General features: G+C 41.9%; 19 protein-coding genes. 7 read left to right on the forward strand and 12 right to left on the reverse strand.

Going from position 1 to position 19977, the window contains the following annotated elements; genetic code table 11:
* Positions 1–28: 28 nt before the first annotated feature.
* The 5 genes from lysS to xerD all read right to left on the reverse strand — a co-directional run bounded on the left by lysS (position 29) and on the right by xerD (position 6313).
* Positions 29–1564, reverse strand: coding sequence for a lysine--tRNA ligase (gene lysS, locus VRK28_RS05100; RefSeq protein WP_063528740.1), 1536 nt, complete (start codon positions 1562–1564; stop codon positions 29–31).
* A 26-nt stretch (positions 1565–1590) separates the two neighbouring features.
* A protein-coding gene (gene prfB / locus VRK28_RS05105) for a peptide chain release factor 2 (protein ID WP_105181232.1) occupies positions 1591–2689 on the reverse strand; the annotation gives its coding sequence in 2 pieces (ribosomal slippage) (positions 1591–2613 and positions 2615–2689; 1098 coding nt in all).
* A 143-nt stretch (positions 2690–2832) separates the two neighbouring features.
* Entirely contained in the window at positions 2833–4554 is a 1722-nt protein-coding gene (gene recJ / locus VRK28_RS05110) for a single-stranded-DNA-specific exonuclease RecJ (RefSeq protein WP_332393603.1), read from the reverse strand.
* A gap of 77 nt (positions 4555–4631) precedes the next feature.
* Positions 4632–5366 carry a bifunctional protein-disulfide isomerase/oxidoreductase DsbC gene (gene dsbC, locus VRK28_RS05115; protein WP_054560813.1) on the reverse strand — a complete coding sequence of 245 codons (735 nt, stop codon included), beginning with the start codon at positions 5364–5366 and terminating at the stop codon, positions 4632–4634.
* Positions 5367–5425: 59 nt separating this feature from the next.
* Positions 5426–6313: a site-specific tyrosine recombinase XerD gene (gene xerD / locus VRK28_RS05120; protein ID WP_408002930.1), complete on the reverse strand. Its 888-nt coding sequence runs from the start codon at positions 6311–6313 to the stop codon at positions 5426–5428.
* A gap of 128 nt (positions 6314–6441) precedes the next feature.
* Here xerD and fldB point away from each other — a divergent pair, with 128 nt between their 5' ends.
* Complete coding sequence (fldB, locus tag VRK28_RS05125) at positions 6442–6963, forward strand: flavodoxin FldB (RefSeq protein WP_054551247.1); 522 nt, start codon at positions 6442–6444, stop codon at positions 6961–6963.
* A gap of 43 nt (positions 6964–7006) precedes the next feature.
* On the opposite strand, the gene VRK28_RS05130 is transcribed toward fldB, so the two are convergent.
* Complete coding sequence (locus tag VRK28_RS05130; RefSeq protein ID WP_130166553.1) at positions 7007–7435, reverse strand: DUF2147 domain-containing protein; 429 nt, start codon at positions 7433–7435, stop codon at positions 7007–7009.
* A gap of 103 nt (positions 7436–7538) precedes the next feature.
* On the opposite strand from VRK28_RS05130, the gene VRK28_RS05135 reads away from it, so the two are divergent.
* Together VRK28_RS05135 and VRK28_RS05140 are read left to right on the forward strand one after the other, a co-directional pair.
* Positions 7539–7973, forward strand: a complete 435-nt coding sequence (locus tag VRK28_RS05135; protein WP_058585703.1) for a hypothetical protein — start codon at positions 7539–7541, stop codon at positions 7971–7973.
* A 57-nt stretch (positions 7974–8030) separates the two neighbouring features.
* Positions 8031–8714 carry a hypothetical protein gene (locus VRK28_RS05140; protein WP_130166552.1) on the forward strand — a complete coding sequence of 228 codons (684 nt, stop codon included), beginning with the start codon at positions 8031–8033 and terminating at the stop codon, positions 8712–8714.
* 3 nt (positions 8715–8717) lie between these two features.
* On the opposite strand, the gene VRK28_RS05145 is transcribed toward VRK28_RS05140, so the two are convergent.
* Positions 8718–9416, reverse strand: coding sequence for a tRNA1(Val) (adenine(37)-N6)-methyltransferase (locus tag VRK28_RS05145; RefSeq protein WP_130166551.1), 699 nt, complete (start codon positions 9414–9416; stop codon positions 8718–8720).
* Between the two features lie 76 nt (positions 9417–9492).
* Here VRK28_RS05145 and srmB point away from each other — a divergent pair, with 76 nt between their 5' ends.
* Complete coding sequence (gene srmB / locus VRK28_RS05150; protein WP_063528733.1) at positions 9493–10722, forward strand: ATP-dependent RNA helicase SrmB; 1230 nt, start codon at positions 9493–9495, stop codon at positions 10720–10722.
* A 227-nt stretch (positions 10723–10949) separates the two neighbouring features.
* Complete coding sequence (locus tag VRK28_RS05155) at positions 10950–11288, forward strand: BON domain-containing protein (protein WP_062564893.1); 339 nt, start codon at positions 10950–10952, stop codon at positions 11286–11288.
* Positions 11289–11315: 27 nt separating this feature from the next.
* On the opposite strand, the gene VRK28_RS05160 is transcribed toward VRK28_RS05155, so the two are convergent.
* Together VRK28_RS05160 and radA are read right to left on the reverse strand one after the other, a co-directional pair.
* The gene (locus tag VRK28_RS05160; RefSeq protein WP_062564892.1) at positions 11316–12248 is read right to left on the reverse strand and encodes a hypothetical protein; all 933 of its coding nucleotides are present in this window, start codon (positions 12246–12248) and stop codon (positions 11316–11318) included.
* Between the two features lie 50 nt (positions 12249–12298).
* Positions 12299–13684 (reverse strand): DNA repair protein RadA, encoded by a 1386-nt coding sequence (gene radA / locus VRK28_RS05165; RefSeq protein ID WP_063528732.1) that lies wholly within the window; start codon positions 13682–13684, stop codon positions 12299–12301.
* Positions 13685–14036: 352 nt separating this feature from the next.
* Between radA and VRK28_RS05170 the strand changes: the two genes are divergently transcribed.
* Complete coding sequence (locus VRK28_RS05170; RefSeq protein WP_332393604.1) at positions 14037–16517, forward strand: PilZ domain-containing protein; 2481 nt, start codon at positions 14037–14039, stop codon at positions 16515–16517.
* Here VRK28_RS05170 and serB read toward each other — a convergent pair.
* Complete coding sequence (serB, locus tag VRK28_RS05175; protein WP_269408872.1) at positions 16500–17519, reverse strand: phosphoserine phosphatase SerB; 1020 nt, start codon at positions 17517–17519, stop codon at positions 16500–16502. The two genes, VRK28_RS05170 and serB, sit on opposite strands and share 18 nt — an antisense overlap.
* Before the next feature lie 125 nt (positions 17520–17644).
* Here serB and VRK28_RS05180 point away from each other — a divergent pair, with 125 nt between their 5' ends.
* Positions 17645–18265, forward strand: a complete 621-nt coding sequence (locus tag VRK28_RS05180; protein WP_054560826.1) for an AhpA/YtjB family protein — start codon at positions 17645–17647, stop codon at positions 18263–18265.
* On the opposite strand, the gene VRK28_RS05185 is transcribed toward VRK28_RS05180, so the two are convergent.
* Together VRK28_RS05185 and pdxH are read right to left on the reverse strand one after the other, a co-directional pair.
* Positions 18232–19005 carry a TatD family hydrolase gene (locus VRK28_RS05185; protein WP_062564889.1) on the reverse strand — a complete coding sequence of 258 codons (774 nt, stop codon included), beginning with the start codon at positions 19003–19005 and terminating at the stop codon, positions 18232–18234. The genes VRK28_RS05180 and VRK28_RS05185 overlap by 34 nt on opposite strands.
* The gene (gene pdxH / locus VRK28_RS05190) at positions 19006–19644 is read right to left on the reverse strand and encodes a pyridoxamine 5'-phosphate oxidase (protein WP_055020972.1); all 639 of its coding nucleotides are present in this window, start codon (positions 19642–19644) and stop codon (positions 19006–19008) included.
* Positions 19645–19977: the final 333 nt, after the last annotated feature.

Here is a 19977-nt window from a genome sequence, read left to right on the forward strand (position 1 = left end):
AAGCGGCGTTTTCAAGACTTTTAGCTGATTAATCAGCTTGAGGACGCATGTGTGGGAATAGGATCACGTCTTTAATTGTTGGTGAGTCAGTAAATAACATCACTAGACGATCGATACCAATACCCTCACCCGCTGTTGGTGGTAAGCCGTATTCTAATGCACGGATATAGTCATCATCGTAGTGCATCGCTTCATCATCACCAGCGTCTTTCTCTTCAACTTGACGAGTAAAGCGCTCTGCTTGGTCTTGTGCATCGTTAAGCTCAGAGAAGCCATTTGCTAATTCACGGCCGCCAACGAAGAATTCGAAGCGGTCAGTTACAAACGGGTTTTCATCGTTACGACGTGCAAGTGGAGATACTTCCCACGGGTAAGCGGTAATGAAAGTCGGTTGAATTAGCTTATGCTCAGCTGTCTCTTCGAAGATTTCACATAAGAATTTACCTGGGCCCCATACGCAGTTTTCTGGGATCTTAACGTGTACTTGCTTCGCGTACGCTTTAAGTTCTTCAAAATGGTTTTCAGGGTCATTAAATACCGCAGCATCAAAGTCTGGGTTGTACTTAAGGATAGCCTCGCTCATTGTTAAACGAGCAAAAGGTTGTCCAAAGTCGTACTCTACTGAATCAACCACTTCACCATTTTCATCTTTCGTTGTGTTTACAACAATTGGTGTACCAAGTACGTCTGTCGCAACAGTACGTAGCATGTCTTCAGTGATGTTCATCAGGTCAATGTAATCAGCGTATGCTTGGTAGAATTCGATCATTGTGAATTCTGGGTTATGACGCGTTGATAAACCTTCGTTACGGAAGTTACGGTTGATTTCGAATACACGCTCAAAGCCACCCACAACTAAACGTTTTAAGTAAAGTTCAGGGGCAATACGTAAGTACATATCGATATCAAGTGCATTGTGGTGTGTTACGAATGGACGTGCAGACGCACCACCCGGGATCACTTGTAACATCGGCGTTTCAACTTCCATGAAGTCACGATCAGCTAAGAAACGACGGATACCTTCAACAACTTTTGAGCGAATACGGAAGGTTTCACGCGTCGCTTCATTAGTAATTAAGTCAACATAACGTTGACGGTATTTAGTTTCTTGGTCAGATAAACCATGGAATTTTTCTGGTAACGGACGTAATGACTTTGTCAGTAACTCGTACTCTGTCATTTCTACGTATAGGTCACCTTTACCTGATTTATTTAGTGCGCCTTTAACACCGATGATGTCACCGATATCAAGTTGACCATATTTTGCTTTTAATTCTTTTTGTACGTCTTTTGATGCGTACGCTTGAATTTGGCCTTTCATGTCTTGTAACGCAAGGAAAGGACCACGTTTTGCAAGAATACGACCTGCTACTGATACAACGTGTTGCTCAGCAACTAATTCTTCTTTCGATTTATCACCAAACTCAGCTTGCAAATCAGCCGTGTAATGTTCACGACGGAATTGGTTTGGATGACCGTTGGCTGGGCAATTTTCGCGGATTGCGTCTAATTTGCCACGACGCTCAGCGATTAACTTATTTTCGTCTTGGATTTGATCAGTCATTTTTTAGCTCTTTTTTAGCTTGGTGGTTATAGGCCAGATTTAAGGCTGGCTTCAATAAATTTATCTAAGTCGCCGTCAAGAACCGCTTGTGTATTACGGTTTTCAACGCCTGTACGTAAGTCTTTAATACGCGAGTCATCAAGTACGTATGAACGAATTTGACTACCCCAGCCAATATCAGATTTAGCATCTTCTTGGCTTTGTTTCTCAGCATTTTGCTTTTGAATTTCAAGCTCAAACAATTTCGCTTTTAACTGCTTCATTGCTTGGTCTTTATTCTTGTGCTGTGAACGCTCATTTTGGCACTGTACAACAGTGTTAGTTGGTATATGCGTAATACGAACCGCAGATTCTGTTGTATTTACGTGCTGACCACCGGCGCCTGATGCGCGGTAAACGTCAATACGTAAGTCTGCCGGATTAATATCAATTTCGATATTATCGTCGATTTCTGGGTAAACGAATGCCGATGCAAACGAGGTATGACGACGACCACTTGAGTCGAACGGGCTCTTACGCACTAAACGGTGAACACCTGTTTCTGTACGTAACCAACCGTATGCATATTCGCCAACAAAGCGCACTGTTGCGCCTTTGATACCAGCCACATCACCATCAGTTGCTTCAACCAGTTCAACTTTAAAGCCTTTTGCTTCACCCCAACGTAAATACATACGTAGTAGCATGTTGCACCAGTCTTGGGCTTCGGTACCGCCAGAACCTGATTGTAAATCAAGGTAAGCATCGTTTTGGTCATGGTCGCCTGAGAACATACGACGGAACTCTAGCTTTTCAAGCTGTGCGTTTAAATCGCCTAATTCAGCTTCGGCTTCTGCGAAGGTTTCTTCATCTTCTGCTTCAACAGCAAGCTCGACTAAACCTTCAACATCTTCGGTACCTGACACTAGATTATCAATGGTCTCAACGATAGCTTCGAGTGCCGACTTTTCACGGCCAAGTGCTTGAGCTCGCTCTGGCTCATTCCACACTGCTGAATCTTCAAGTTCTGCGTTAACTTCTTCTAACCGCTCTTTCTTAAGAGGGTAGTCAAAGGTACCCCCGAAGCAGTTCAGTACGTTCGCGAATTTCCTTGATTTGATTAATCACAGGATTCACTTCAAACATGTACATTACTCCAAAATGGCTGATTTACCGCGCACCGTTATCGACAATAAATACGGTAAATTATCTACAAATATTAAAAACGCCCGATTTTAACAAAAAACCGAGCGTTTTATTAGCCTTTTATGTCGATTATAACGATATTTTTATGTCGCTTTTTGTAGCTCTCGAATAATCAACTGTAACGAGAATTTACCACGGAATTCATTTATATCGAGTTGATAAGCAGCTTTCACATAACGCACTTCGGTATCTGGCCATGCACGCACATCAACACCAAATGCAATGCCGTCAACTAATCGTCCAGACTGATGTTTTAAAACTAGTTTTAAGTGTTTTTCACCGACAATGCGCTGCTGTATCACTTCGAATACATGCTCAAACACTGGTTCTGGAAATTGCTGCCCCCAGGGGCCGGCATTTTTTAGTAAGTTGGCAAACTCCATCGAAAAGCACTCATTAGGTAATTCACCATCAGTAAGTAAAATACTTTGCTTATGCTCTTCAGTGAGTGTGTCTGTTACCATTTGCTCAAACACGGTTTTAAATTCAGTAAAACATTGCTCATTGATACTCAGCCCGGCCGCCATAGCATGACCACCAAATTTACTGATTAAATGCGGATAGAGCGTATTTACTCGCTCAAGTAAGTCACGCATATGCAGCCCTTCAATGGAGCGGCAAGAGCCTTTTATTTCGCCGTTATCGCCCGCTGCAAAAATAATCGTCGGGCGGTGATACTTTTCTTTTAAGCGGCCAGCCAAAATACCAATCACACCTTGATGCCAATCAGCTTGATATAAACAAATGGCATCAGGCACTGACTCAGTTTTAAATGCTAAACGGTCAAGCACAGCTTGTGCCTCCGTTTGCATGCCCTGCTCTATTTCACGGCGCTCGTGATTGAGGCTGTCGAGCTCACCGGCAATTCGGCGTGCTTGATTTATATCGCTTGATAACAAACAGGCTATACCTAAACTCATATCATCAAGACGCCCTGCAGCATTTAAGCGTGGCGCTAATGAAAAGCCAAAGTCACTGGCACTTAAACGGGCAGCATTACGATTTGCCACTTCGATTAAGGCACTGATACCTGGGCGTGTTTTACCACTGCGAATACGTGCTAAACCTTGATGGACTAAGGTTCGGTTATTGGCATCAAGCGCGACCACATCGGCAACGGTACCAAGGGCTACAATATCAAGTAACTCAGCCAAATTTGGCATTGGGTTGTGCTGAAAATATCCTTGTTCACGTAAGTGGCTACGTAAAGCAATAAGCAGATAAAAAGCGACCCCAACGCCTGCTATTGATTTCGATGGAAACTGACAGTCATGACGATTCGGGTTCACGATGGCATCAGCATCTGGCAGAGCTTCACCTTGCAAATGGTGGTCAGTTACCAGCACTTTAATACCCGCTTGCTTAACAATTGCAATGCCATCTATACATGAAATACCGTTATCAACAGTGATCACCAGCTCGGGTTGCATAGTCACTATTTGCTCAGCAAGCGCAGGACTTAAGCCATAACCTAGGCTGAATCTGTCAGGTACCAAGTAATCAAGGTTCTTTAAGCCAAACATAGCAAGACCTTGCATTAAGGTTGCTGTGCTGGTTGCGCCATCGGCATCAAAGTCACCGACGATTAACACGCGACTTTGAGCCGCGAGGGCTTGTTGCAATAGCACCACAGCTTTGTCGATATCTTTAAACAACTTAAAGTCATGTAATGTCGCAGCGCTATTATCGAGTTCGGTGGCACTTTGCACCTGTCGAGTCGCATATATTTGCTTAATTACAGGGTGTAAATGGTGTGGTAAATGCGAATCATCAACATGAGGACGAGCTTGAATTATTTTTTCCATGTCGGAAATGGTACTTCTTTGCTTAATACAAATAAAAAAGGCCTACGAAAAATAGGCCTTTTCGTTTAAAAAATCAGTTATGAAGATGTTTTTGGTAAGGCATCAAGCGCTTGGCTAATTTGCGCAGCTGATTGATAACCTGGGATCATGGTGCCATCTTCTAAAATAATTGCTGGAGTACCCGACATACCAAAGCTTTGACCTAGTTGGTAATGCTCAGCAATTGGCGCGTTACAACCTGGCACGTCTGCGACTTCTGCACCCGCTTTTGCTTCTGTTAACGCTTCAGCAGGGTCTTTAGCACACCATACATTCATTAGATCTTGGTAACCTTTACCACGTAAGCCCCCACGTGGGAAAGCTAGGTATTTAACCGTGATACCCGCATCTAAGAAATCATCAAGTTCACGGTGTAACTTACGGCAGTAACCACAGGTAATATCGGTAAAGACTGTGATTGAATGCTTTTCGTTTTTCGCTTTGTAAACGATCATTGAGTCTTCGTACTCAGCAATGCCTTCTTTACGTACATCGCTCAGTGCATGCTCTGTTAGATTAACTCGGTTATTAAGGTCAATCAGTGTTCCTTGCATTAGAAATTGACCGTCAGGGCTTGCGTACAGCACGCCTTTATCAGTAATTAGTTCTTTAAGGCCTGCCACTGGGCTTGGGTTGATTTGCTTAACGGTTACGCCTAATTCAGCAAACTTAGCAATAATAGGGGCATCAGCAGCATCTGTTGTTGATACGCCATTGGCAAACACATTTAAGCTTGTGCCTAGTAGTGCTGTGGCTAAAACTAACTTTTTCATAAATATCCTATATCCTGATCATTTTTTATATAGACCGGTACATCTTTAAAAATCTTGCACTAAGCACGTGGATGATGTTGCTCGTGTACCGACTTCAATCTTTCATTCGCTACATGGGTATAAATTTGTGTTGTTGATAAGTCACTGTGACCTAACATCATTTGCACGACTCTAAGGTCCGCCCCATGATTAAGCAAATGCGTTGCAAACGCGTGTCTGAGCGTATGCGGTGATAACGGCGATTCAACTGATGCCAAAATAGCATAGTGTTTGATGCGATGCCAAAAAGTTTGTCGTGTCATGCCAATCCCGCGCTTTGATGGGAACACAAAGTCAGTGGCATGTTTAATCATTTGCGAACGACCCACTTTTAAAAACTGCTCAAGCCAGTACATTGCTTCTTCGCCTAGGGGAACTAAACGCTCTTTATTACCCTTACCTTTTACAAAGACCACCGCTTGGCGCAGATTAATTTGCTCCATTCTGAGTCCCACCAGCTCAGTAACACGAAGCCCAGTAGCATATAACAGCTCAAGCATGGCTTTATCGCGAAGTCCCATAGGATCTTCTATGTCTGGGGCTGCAAGCAGAGCTTCGACTTCGGCTTCTGACAGCGTTTTTGGTAATGACTGCCCAGCTTTTGGCTGAGCAATATTGACCATCGGCGAATCGGCAATGGCTTTTTCGCGCACAAAATACTGATAAAAACGCTTAAGGGCACTGATGCTTCGTGCAGTGCTGCGCGACTTTAGCCCTAAATCAACACGGTATGCTAAATACGCTTCAATATCATCAGAGCGAACAGCTAGTAGGTCTTTATCTTTTAAAAATTGGCAAAACTTTTCAAGGTCGCTGCGATAAGCGGCGAGTGTATTTTCGCTGACTCCTTGCTCAAGATACAGCGTATCTAAAAATAACTCTAAATGTTCGGCGTTATTTGCTGTTATTACACCTTTTTGGGCTTGTGAATTATTATCAGCCACGCGTACTCTCATCCTTATCAAGGTATCAATTGATTATACCTTACGGTAAACTTACGCCTATCATATCAGGCAAATACATAGTGATAAATACGATGCAGATTGGTTTATTTTATGGTTCTACAACCTGCTACACAGAAATAGCGGCAGAGAAAATTCGCGATATTATTGGTCACGATATAGTGAGCCTTCACAATATCAAAGATGAGCCATTAAAAAATGCAGAGCAATTTGATTTCGTGATCTTCGGCATTTCAACTTGGGATTTTGGTGAGTTGCAAGAAGATTGGGAATCAATCTGGGACGACATTAAAGATGTTAACCTAAACGGCAAAACCGTGGCTCTGTTTGGTATGGGCGATCAACAAGGTTATGGTCAGTGGTTCCAAGACGCACTTGGCATGTTACACGATGAAATTTGTGATCAAAGCATTACCTTGTTAGGCAAATGGCCTAACGATGCAAGTTATGAATTTGAGGCTTCAAAAGCACTCACTGAAGATGGCAAACAATTTGTTGGCTTAGCCCTTGATGAGGACAGTCAATACGAGCTCAGCGATGAGCGTATCGCAAGCTGGGTTGAACAAGTCATGACTGAGTACAGCGAAAGCTTGTAAGTCATGGATAAAAAAGCCAAGCATTGCTTGGCTTTTTTAATGATTATTCAACGCGTTGCCAGTATTGATTACGATAGAAAAATGCAATATAACCGCGTACTTCAAGTACCTTACCTTGTTCTTGTGGTGTTAGTTTAAGGGTATAGGTTTTACCATTGTTTGGGTCTAGAATTTCCCCCTCTTGCCAGCTACCATCACCGGCATCTTTAGCACCTTCTATAATTTGTAACCCTAAAATTGGCTGATTTTTCTTATCACCTTTACACTCTTCGCAGATTGCGTCTTGCTTGGCTGGGTTAAGGATTTTTTCAACACTACCAACCAATACACCATCTTGCTCACTAATACGTACTAAAGATTTCGCTTCATTCGTTTCTTCGTCAATAGTTTTCCAAAGACCCACTGGCGTCAATGCAGCAAAACTCAACTGAGAAAATAATAAGGCAGATAAAACAATTGATAAACGGAACATAAAAAACTCGTATAAAACTTAAGACTTTGGCACTATATCAGGGCTTAACCAAACACACCATTTTCTAAGCTCCGAAATCGACACAGCATTGCGAGGGAACACAATGAGTCAATTCACATTAATTACCGGTGATATTGTCAGTTACGACAGTAATCAGGTAGCTACAATTAACGCCACGGGCGAAATAAAAATAAATCGCTTTGCTGAGCCATTATTTATTCCTGATAGCGCTAAAGCCGCCATTGAACTGGGTCGGCTTGATGATAACTTGTTTAATTTAAAAAAGTTATTACGTTCAGGCTATGCCGATCCCTGCCCTACAACCCGCGTGCTAATTGAAACCACACATCCTTTACCTGACATCAACGGCCTGCTGATAAAACGCCGCTTTAGCATTATTGACTTTTGCAGTGCCGAAATAGAAAAGTCGCACAGTAAAGCCGTGTTAGACGCCCTATTAGAGCTTGAATATGTGCAACAAATTCAGCTTGATGAAGTAATGCAATTACAGCCACCGGTACAATTTAACAACCAATAAAGGTACAATAACTTATAAGTATGCTAATCAGCTCCTTCATTTGTAAAAGGAATAACAATGAAAAGTGCGCTACCTATAATGATTGCCGCAAGTATTTTGCTAACTGGTTGTGATGAATTAGAAGTTGAAGAAACTCATAACTTTGGCGATGAAATGTATGAGAACAATTACACACTCGTAAATACCACTGATTTAGAAGTGGACTATTACATGGCAAACACTGACCTGTTTGGTGATGCTCAAGAAGTTAAAGACTCTCAATACTATATTGATACGCTTGCATCGCAATCACTTCCCATTGATGTAACACATGCTCACAATGAACGTAGTCGTATTTCATTTTATGTAGTCGATCACAGCGACATAACTAACTCAGCCACACAGATGTATCAGGTAGAGCAAAATCAACCTTATCATTTTGTGGCTTGGCAAAATGAAGAAAAGCTTCGTTTAACACTCGTCAAAAAAGCTAATGATGATAAAGATGACTTTTTTGCTATACGTATTCTCGCAACTGAAAACCTTCGCTTAAAAATCGAAAATCAAATCGTCAATTTATATCAAAATCAATTAAGTTACTGGTACCACATTGATGACTGCGCTGATGATTTAAAAGTATCAAAGCTCAATGATGAAGATAAGCGAGTTTATGAACCAGTCTCAATCTGCAACGCATCATATGGGCAGTCATACACTTTACTTTTAAGTGAAGATGGCCTTGAAGCGAGCATTGCTGAATAACGATTACATCTTTAGGTAAAAAGCTTTACAGAGCTCTTTATAATCTTGGCTATAGCTGCCATCAGCTGCATGTATGGTTAACGATGATGTATCACATTCGCCGTTGTTTTGGCTGAGTAACAACAGGCTACGACTTGGTTGTTTTTTCTCGGTTGTACGTACCAAGCAATGGCGATTTAAGTACCAGCCTGCCTGCTCAGCTACCGCAATGAATTGTTTTGCCTCTACGCAAGGCAAAATCACATTCAAAAGCGTTTTGCCGTGGCTAATCCTAGTACACGCTTCTATCAATTCGCTGAAGCTAAGGCCGTCAGTATGACGGGCAGTATTTCGAGCATCATTTTCACCTTTTAGGCTCGCATTAAAATACGGTGGATTGGTGATGATCGCATCAAAAGGCTCTGCTGCGTTGAACGACTGTACAGCTCCTTCGAAAAGGTTTATTTCTGGCCAAGGGCTAGCCGCAAAGTTATCTCGAGCATCATTACAGGCACCCGCGTCAATTTCGATGGCACTTACTTTTGCTTCAGGCGCTCTTTGTTTTGCCATTAACGCCAACAACCCTGTGCCTGTGCCAATGTCTAAAATGCCCTTAGCACCACTTAAATCAGCCCACGCCCCTAACAAAATACCATCGGTCGATACTTTCATCGCCGTGCGTGTTTGCGTTACCGTAAATTGTTTAAACACAAAGCCTGACATTTTTTCACCTTTTCATTCACCACAGCCGCGTTAACGCGTATAATTAGGCTCAATTGTCCTCTATTTATGTCACTCTATGCAATTTTCTGAATTTGATATCGATAACAAGCTGTTAAATGCCATTAATAAAATGGGTTTTGATACGCCTACCAGTATTCAACAACAGGCGATCCCTGAAGCACTTCAAGGTCGTGATATTTTGGCATCTGCCCCTACTGGTACGGGTAAAACAGCCGCGTTTTTGATCCCTGCAATTCAATACTTGCTTGATTTCCCACGTCGCGATCCTGGCTTTGCGCGCGTATTGATCATGACACCAACCCGTGAGCTTGCTTATCAAATTCATGAGCAATGTGAATTACTCGCAGCACAAACTCATCTTAAAATTGGGGTTGTAACAGGTGGTATAAACTACGGGACACACAGAGAAATTTTCGAAAGCAATAACGACATTCTCATTGCCACACCTGGGCGTTTAATGGAGTACCTTGAAACAGAGAACTTCCATGCTGAAAACGTTGAAATGCTTATTCTTGATGAAGCTGACCGCATGCTAGACATGGGCTTTCGTAAAGAAATGCTACGCATTTGTGATGAAGCACGTAACCGCCGCCAATGTTTCTTATTCTCAGCGACCCTTGAAGGTGACAGCGTTGAGTTATTTGCAGAACGTATCTTAAACGACCCTGCACTGCTTGAAGCCGAATCTTCACGCAAAGAGAAAGGCAAAATCCATCAATGGGTTCACCTTGCTGATGACTACGACCACAAGCTAAAAATGTTGGTTGAAACGTTAAATGGTGACGACATTCATAAAGCAATTGTGTTTGTTAAAACCCGTGAGCGCCTAGAAACATTAGTTGGTGAGTTAAACAACGAGGGCCTTCGTGTAGCTTGGTTACGCGGTGAAATGCCACAAGACAAGCGCATGAAAGCGATGGAGAACTTTCACTCTGGTCGCAACAATATCTTAGTTGCAACGGATGTTGCTGCTCGTGGTATTGATGTTGCTGATATCAGCCATGTTATCAACTTTGATATGCCACGTACCGCAGACGTATACGTCCACCGTATTGGACGTACTGGTCGTGCAGGTAAAAAAGGCATTGCGATTTCATTTATTGAAGCTCATGACGTGGCAATTGTTGGTAAGGTGGAGCGCTACATTGAGCAAAAATTGAAACGCCGAGTAATTAAAGGGCTTGAGCCACAGCACAAAGAAGCGAAGATCCCATCTAAAAAGAAAAAAGATCCTGTAAAAATGAAGGCAAAGAAAAAAGCCAAAGCTAAAACGAAGAAGAAGTAGTTTTAGTTTTAACTTTAACATCATTACTGTAAAAATGCCGAGCTTGTCTCGGCATTTTTGTGCCATACCCTTTTTACTTATTAACTGTGTAATTAGTTCACACTTTATTGCCCATACATCACACCAACAAAAACAAACCAATAAAATTCAACAACTTAAATATTGGAATAATAATTGTAACAGGTTCAGCAATAGTTCACAGCAGACTAGATTAACGAGGGAATTGTATGAGCCGCTTTAAATTAACCGTAGTACTTACTTTATTGAGTTGTATGTTTTTACTTGCTTGCGCAACGACTGTGAGCGCCAATACTAGTGTGCTAACAACAAGCACATCTGCGCAACCGCGCTTACAGCAAATGGCATTGCAGAAGTTAACTCGTAACCCTAACTTTCACATTGAAAACTTACAAGTGATTGTTGAAGGTGAAACTGTTGAACTAAAAGGTATTGCAGAAACAGGCTTTCAACGTGCTTTAGCACAGAAGTTTTTAGAGCACAGCCAAGGTGTGATGCAGATAAAAAACAACCTTAAAGTGAGTAAGTTAAATCACTCGTCACTTTAAGGTTAGGTTTACAGAAGAGGCTTGAGATTATTCGCCACTTGCTTGTAAGTTGATGAATTTCGCAAGCTCTTCAGGTTGACCCATCAGCATTTGAATTTGCTGATTAATCTCCATCATAGTTTTACCTTCAGGTAATTTAGCTGATACTGAGAAAGACGATAAACCATTCACAAAGTTGCTAATCGCTGTTGCAAGTTCTTCGCTCACTGGCACTTGCTGTAATTGCATCGCAACGACTTGCTTAAATTGCTCATGGGTCATACCTTGCGCAGTTAAGAAGCTATCAACGACCGCTTTAAGCTCACCTTCATCAGCAATCGACATATTGATGCTACGTGGCTCTAACTGAGTGAGGGCTGCCATCATCTTCGATTGCTGTTGTAACTGCTGTTCTAAAGTAAGCTGACCATCAGCTGCTTCATTTTGCATCTGGCTCACAGCAAGTGATGCTTCCATCAGCGCTGTGGTTTTAGCTAAACCAAGATTAAAGTTAACGTCAGCCACCTCATTTGCAGTGACTTTAAGAGCAAAGTCGCTGTCGCCTGAATCTTTATTATAATCAAGCGATGAGTCAACGTTATAGCTTGTTGATGCTAGCTTGTTATTAGAGTTTTCTGGCAGCTGCGCTAAAAATTCATCGCTAAAACGAAAGTTCTTCATAACAAAACCAGTATGAGGCGGCACTGCATCTACTTCGTAACCCGACACATCAATGCTATCGATTGTTGCGACAGGCTCATTGCTTAAACTATTTGAAACCGTGATCTCAGATAACTGCATGCTGCTATCAAAAATACTGGCTGAGATATCGCTGTATTTAATTTCTACACCGCTTTGGATTGATAATGCACTAATTTGCTTATCAACCACCTTTTTCACTTCCTGTGTAGCTGCGTAATTTGCGTAAGCTACGCCACCGACAGCCGCAGCAACAACCGCTGCAATAATTAACTTCTTCATTTTATTTCCTTTAATTGGTGTAAATTTTTTATCAGTGTATCAAATTGTATTTAGTTTATTAACGACAATAGCTCATGCACGGTTTTTACTGGGGTGATCTTAGCACCAAGGCCTTCCATTGATTTATGGTAATTACGATATGGAATAAAGATCTCAGTAAAACCGTGTTGCGCAGCTTCTTTAACTCGAGGTACGCCGCTGTCGATTGGTCTTACATCACCATTTAAACTTAGCTCACCCATAATACAGGTGGTACGCGGTACAACAAATTCGTTCAAGCTGCTTAAAAGTGCTGCTACCAATGCTAAATCGATACAAGTCTCTGACTCATCGATTTTTAAACCACCAACAATGTTGAAAAAAGTATCGTGGAAGATTTTTGTTTTTGTGTGCTTACGTAAAATACCTGTTAGCATCTTGATACGATTCATATTCAAGCCAACACACACCCGCTGCGGGAATTCGGCTTCGGTTTCTGTGGTTAAACATTGTATTTCGAGTAGTAAGTTACGGTTACCTTTACGGATACAAGTGATAGCAGAGCCCGGAGACTCGGTACTAGAACCAGATAAAAAGATTTCGCTTGGGTTATCAACGCTCAACATTCCGCGCTCGCACATTCTGAAAATACCCACGGTATCGATATCGCCAAAACGGTTTTTATTAGCGCGTAAGGTTCTGATTTGCCCATCGTTAGTATCGATATGTAATAAAGCATCGACTATGTGTACAAGTGTTTGCGGCCCAGCAATTTCGTTATTTTTGTTTACATGAGCAATGATGAACATAGTTACATCATTTTGCTTACAGTATTGTGTTAGTGCCTGAGCTGCACTTTTTACCTGTGAGGGTGAACCAGGGCTACCATTTGCCGTTTCTGTTACCACGGCCTGAATTGAGTCAATCACCGCGAACTTAATTTTGTTTTTATCAAGCTCTTCAATGATGGCTTCAACACTGGTTTCAGACAGCAAGTAAAGCTCATCTTCGTTGTAATCTAAACGTAAGCGATTCACACGGTTTTTGAACTGCGATAGAGACTCTTCGGCTGTGCAGTATAAAGAAGGCATTAGCTTTGACATACGTGCAACTAAATCTGACAGCAAGGTGGTTTTACCGGCACCAGGGTCGCCAGAAATAATGTTAACAGAGCCTGTGGTTACGCCACCGCTCAATACTCTGTCTAGCTCACCTATTTCTGTAAGGCGTTTTTCGGCCTCAGTGGTCGCAACTTCATTGATTTTCTTTGAGCCACCGCTAGCGATACCGGCATAGCCTGCCACTGCCGCACGGCTTGCCGCTTGCTTCGATTGCCCCGCTGAAGGCTTAAATTCTGCCAGCGTATTCCACGCTCCACACTTACACTGACCTTGCCAGCGTTGATAGTTCATGCCGCACTCAGTGCAGACAAATTCGATTTTTGCTGATTTTGCCATTCGGCCTTACCTATTTTGGTCGCTGTTTTGTGACTATTTCTGTATTTTCAAGCATATAATAGCTAAAGTAAAACATATGACTCAGGTGATTAATCTAGAGTCACTTTTGTAGTCACAAAAGATAATATGCTGTAACTTGCCCCATGAAAAACGCTTAATCATGCTAAGTGCTTAATTAAGAAATGGTTAAGGGCACAGTTTTTGCTTACAAATAAAACTTTACAGTGCTTGCCATTTAATTGGCGAATACATATAACAATAACTAATAAAAAAAAAAACTAGTTACACTGCTTGGCTTTCAATAGCCCGCTAGTATACCTACTTTTTTAAATAGACGGTGATGGTTTTATAAATGGCTGAAGACATACTGCTTAAATATGAAAGCCTAGTTGAAGAACTAAAGGCACATTTAGGCACTCCCCAGTTCGACAAACTGTTTAAATCAAAAACAGCTAGCTTAACAAAGCCAGAGCAGTTTCTGATCAAAATGGAAATGTCGCGCTTATCTCAGCCTGTAGCACGCTTTATTGATTTACGTGGCCAGGTAACCGGCCAAGTCAAACCCTACGAATATGATGGTAAGCAACACTTTATGGACGATACAGCCATTGAAGTGTTTGAAGATGCTATAAAGCGCCACGGTGGTTACACCCTTGCCGTTTACGAAGCGGTAATGAATACCGAAAACAATCACCGCGTAATGCAAAAAAAAGCCGCAGAACAAGCGTTAACGGACGATAGTACAGCCACAGAACAATCTGCCAAGGTCATTAAGTTTGCATCCTATGAAAGTCGCCGCGAAGAGCGGATGAACTACTCAATTAAAATCACCGTTGAACTAGATAAAGACAATAAGGTTGCAGCTTCCACCTCTGATATCTCTTTAAGTGGTGCAAAAATCAAGTTAGCACCACGGTATAAAGTTAAAAAAGGCCAATTAATTGGTCTGCGCTTAGTTGGCCTAGAGCAAGATTTTGAACTGGGCTTAAAAAACGGAATTCAATACGAAGTGGTTGCGGTAGAAAAAGTATCCCGTGAATACAACCATGTACGCTTAAAGCGCACCTTTATTGAAAATAATGATAAGTTTGATGAGTTCTTAGAAAGCTTTATTCACGGTAATAAACGTCGCTATAAAGTGAATCTAGACAATACCTTAGATGCGGTTGTATCGAAAGGCTACGAGCAATACTACATTCCACGTGTTACCTCGCTTTATACTTTTTTGAGCTTACAAGGCGACAAACTATATCCTAGCCTTGCGTTAACCACAGAAAATAACATTTTTATTCAGCGCTATTTTTGTGATGAGCGTAAGTTGTCATGCTTATATAGCATTATCAATCAACAACGTTTAGGTCACTTGCTCAGTTCACCAGATGCGGTAAAAGAAGAATACCTGTACACCTTCACTCATACCGTTGCTGGCAAAATTTATTACTACTCAGCTACACGAACTGAGCTTGATAGCCAACCACAACTGAGAGATTTATTTTTCGGCTTTGGTAGCCAAAAAGACAGTTGGCAATGCTTTAAGCTTCAGTTGATGCCAAGCCATCCGGAAGATTCGTATATTCCGCTGTCGCTACCAAGCAGTGCTGGTAAAAACATCGAAAAACTAAATAAGCCACCGACACCACGGGTGCAGGGGTTGATTAAAGATGTTAAATATCTACTGATTTTGACCTCGGTGGGTACTAAGTTTGAACAACAAACATACCAACAGCTTGATTATAATAAAGATGCGGTAAACCAACTTAAACAGTTTGGTCACAGTAAGCATAAAACGCCTCCTCATTTAGAGCCTGTGGCGCTTGAGTATGTGAACCTTCGTGCTCATAAACGCTATTTATACAAAACAGCTATCAGCATTGAACATCATGAGCAAACAATTACAGGCCATACTCGTGATTTGTCTGTGATGGGCTTGCAAGTTGAATGCGACCAACCGGTTGAGTTCAAAAAAGGCGATATCATCAAACTAAACTTGCCTGATTTGCAAAAAATTACCAAAAAGCACGATTTAACAAATCTGGCTTATGAAGTAATGGCTATAAGTAAATCACTAACAACGGTAAATTTAAAAGTGCATAAAGTTGGTGACTTACCGCATATGGCGATTAAGTTTTTCACTGTCTTAATCGATAACAACAAAGACAAATTACGTGTTTGTGAAGAAACCCCTAAAATTCCGGGGCTATCAACTGCACTCAGAAATATGGTGACCAAAAGCGTATGCCAATTCCCGTTTTATTTACATAAAGAAGCTGCCCACTTTAAAGCTGGCGCTATTGGCCAAGGCTTATATCCAAGCCCACTTCATGTACTACTACAAAATTTTGCGTTATTGAACGAAACAACCAGCATCGACGGATTCTTATCAACGGATCAAATTACAGAAGTGATCACCCCGTTGATCAAAGACCGTAGTCGCCAAGATCCACCTCTGCCATTTACCCTATTTGTTCGCTTTGATCCGCGCCAAGCCGAAATAAGCGATGCAATTACCAGCCGCTGTATTAGTGAAGATGATTACAAACCACAAACTTTGTTTGTGAAAAAAGCGCTGAAAAACGATTTAGTCTTTGTATTTCGTTTATATGTATCACGAACTGGTCGCCCTGATATTGATTACTTAGCGAATGAACTCAAATATATTAGTCAGTACGCATTACATAAAGCAAAAGACTTAGAAGAAGCACTATGGGCAGTAGCTGGTGTGGGTGATTTAATTGATATAACCGAAGAAGCGCTTACCCATTTTGATATTGACCGAAGGCTGATCAATGAAATGAGTAAACGCAAAGCGACTTGGTTAAAGCGAGTAATCTAACGGTAGAGAGAGTAAGTAAGCAACTTGCAGTAATGAGCCTTCATTAATTGCAGTTTGTGCTTGCTCAACTACTTTAGGTTTACCATGCACAGCAACACCAAGCCCTGCCGCAGCCATCATTTTCAAATCGTTCGCACCATCACCCATAGCAACAGTTTGGCGGTTGTTTAATGTCAGCTTTTGTTCGATTCGTTTAAGTACACGGGCTTTTTCCTCAGCATCAACAATAGTGCCAATCACTTTACCTGTTAAACGATTATCTTTGAACTCAAGGGTATTAGCGTGCACTTCATCTAAATCAAGCAGTGACTGTACTTGCTCAGCAAATGGCACAAAACCACCTGATGCAATCGCTAAATGCCAGTTATGCGCTTTTAGGTATTGGCATAATTCACTCACACCAAGCATTAGAGGTAAACGCGCTTTTAAGCCGTCAATTAAATCTACATCGATACCTTCTAGTTTTGCGACACGCTGCTTTAAGCTTTGTGCAAAGTCTAGCTGACCAGCCATTGCTTGCGCGGTCACAGCGGCAACTTCATCATACACATCGGCAAGACGCGCAATTTCGTCGATACACTCAATAGTAATAGCTGTTGAGTCCATATCCATCAGCAATAAACCTGGTTCATTCACTGTTGGTGGATTAGTTAATTGCACCAATTGAATACCCAATTGCTTAGCAAACTCAACTAATACCAAAGGGCTTAGTGCTGTTGTTGTATCGCTATGAAAGCTCCACGCTACTGGCATGTCTGAGATTGGCTGATAACAACAAAGCGATAAATTGCTAAACCCTTGCGCTGCTAAAAAATCGCTAATAGCAAGTAATTGCTCAGCATTAAGCTCATTACCAAAGGCAACACTGAACACGCCTTGATTTGCTTTTGGCGTAAAGTCTGTTGTAATAAGGTGTTTGTTTTCAATTTTATACCAGCAATTTAGGCTGATTTGTTCTGCTAAATTTGCTGAAGGTGTAGCAGCTAAGCTAAGCTGTGACATAGTGGCTCCACATTAGACTTATGTCTGTCCTTGGTCGTGCATTTGGCACTCGCACTCAAGGGGCTGTTAAAGTTATCATGTTGTACCATCAAATTTAAAAGCTGTCAGTAACGTATACGGTGACTATGAAAAATAACCAACTTAAAATTCCCTTTTCAGCCACTTATCGCCAACGTGTTGTGCGCTTGAGCTTGGCTGCAGCCTGTTTTGTGCTGTTAAGTTGGGTTGCCATGAATAGTAGCTTTCAAAGCCACCAATTACTTTATGATAGTGCTGACAGCACCGCGATAAGCTTAACCAAGTTTATGGCATTAAATGCAAAAACCCCGCTGCAAGAAAAAAACAAACCAGAGTTAAATGCACTATGTAATCATATTGCTGAAGATGAGTATGTGTTAGCGGCAACGATTTACGATCAACAAGGTATTCAAATTGCGGCCAGCGATAATTGGCAAAGTCACCACACTTTTGGTTTATTACCCGACTCAACGCCGGGTATCAGCAAACTTAAAACTCCATTTGTAGAACCGGTGATAAGTGATGATGAAAGGCCAATTGGTTTTGTGTCGATTACCTATTTAACGCAGGCTTCTATTGCGACCAGCCACAGTAGTTTTCATGATTTAGGTCGCCAAGTGTTATTAATGTTAGTGATCACCTGTATTTTTACTTGGCAGTTAGGCCGCGGCTTAAAACACTGGCAAATCAACCGTTACATCAAAAAAAGTGCAGAGCAAGAATCATAGAGTTTAGCAGCCAATTGCTGCTTTGTATCGCCTGTAACGCCTTTAAGTTCACATAGATGAGCAAACACATCGCGCACCTTAAGTGGTGTATTAATCTGCCCTTGAAAACCAGCTAGCGGCATTGATGGCGAGTCGGTTTCAAGCACTAAATACTGGGGTTCAATTGTACTTATAACTTTACGAGTTTTAGCAGCGCGCGGGTAACTAATCACGCCACCAACACCAAGCTTAAACCCTTGTTTAATATAACTATGAGCTTGTTGCTCTGAACCTGAAAAGGCATGAATAACACCTCCATACTTTGGCTTGCAGCGCTTAAATGAGCGAGCAATTAAGTCATGGCTTTGTCTGTGATGTACAATCAGTGGTAAAGCGAGTTGGTTGGCAAGCTCTATCTGCCCTTCAAAAAGCTGCGTTTGTTTATCGAGGTTGTCGATACTGCGATCAAGTCCGCACTCACCGATGGCAATAAACTGCCCAGTATGGGTTTTCGCTAATTGCTCTAGTTCAGCGAGGTGATGAGTTTGGTGGTCAGATAAAAAATAAGGATGTAAGCCTAAAGCAACTGAAATACTTGGCTCTGATTTAGCAAAAGAGAATAGTTTTGTAGATTGTGCCAAGCTCACACCCGGCACAATAAAATGCTCGATCCCTACTTGCTTGCATGCCTTGATGAGCTCTGTGCGAGTCTCATCAAATTCGCCAAAATCAAGGTGGCAGTGGGAATCGATAAAACGCATTTACGGATTTAAACGACCAAACTGCCAACTACCGTCGGCTTGGCGTTGATACATAAAGCGGTCGTGTAAGCGGTGTGCCCCACCTTGCCAAAATTCGATTTTAGTAGGCTCAACACAGTAGCCTCCCCAAAAATCAGGCAGTGGAATTTCACCCTCTGAAAACTTTTGCTTCATTTTCGCAAATGTTTCCATTAGTACCTTACGCGATGACACAGGACGACTTTGCTGAGATGCCCATGCAGCTAACTGACTTTCTTTAGGACGTGATAAAAAGTACTTAGCCACAGCAGTTGTTGGTAAGGGTTTAGCTTCGCCGTAGACTATGACTTGTCGCTCCATGTGGTGCCACGGAAAGTGCAGAGAAATTTTGTTATTACCTTTAAGCTCCTGCGCTTTGCGCGAGCCGGTATTGGTAAAAAACACAAAGCCATTTTCATCAAGATGCTTTAACAGCACAATACGCTGTGAAGGCTGACCATGTTCATCAACCGTTGCGACGACCATCGCCGTAGGATCAGGCAAATTAGTGGCAACAGCTTGCTCAAGCCATTTTTCAAACTGCTTGATTGGAGACGCATCAAGCATATCTTCAGATAAACCATCCTGTAAATATTCACGGCGAATATCTTCAAGTTTCATAAAATTCCCTCTATCGCTACTATCAGCTATCAGCTATCAGCTATCAGCTATCAGCTATCAGCTATCAGCTATCAGCTATCAGCTAAAGATTAATCAAGGTTGTTGAGCTGTCAATTTTGTTGGGTTTCGCTGCGCTCTACCCAACCTACGAAGCTAGGCTCTAGGTTCTAGGTTCTAGGTTCTAGGTTCTAGGTTCTAGGTTCTAGGTTCTACAAGCTACTCCCCTAGCGCCTAGAGTCTAGGGCCTTCGATTTATGTTGGGTTTCGCTACGATCTGCCCAACCTACGAAGCAGAATTCACCTAAGTAGTTTAGCCTAAGACAAGGCGGAAAA

The organism is Pseudoalteromonas sp. P80D2 (assembly GCF_036680945.1).
GTDB classification, from domain to species: Bacteria; Pseudomonadota; Gammaproteobacteria; order Enterobacterales; family Alteromonadaceae; genus Pseudoalteromonas; species Pseudoalteromonas shioyasakiensis.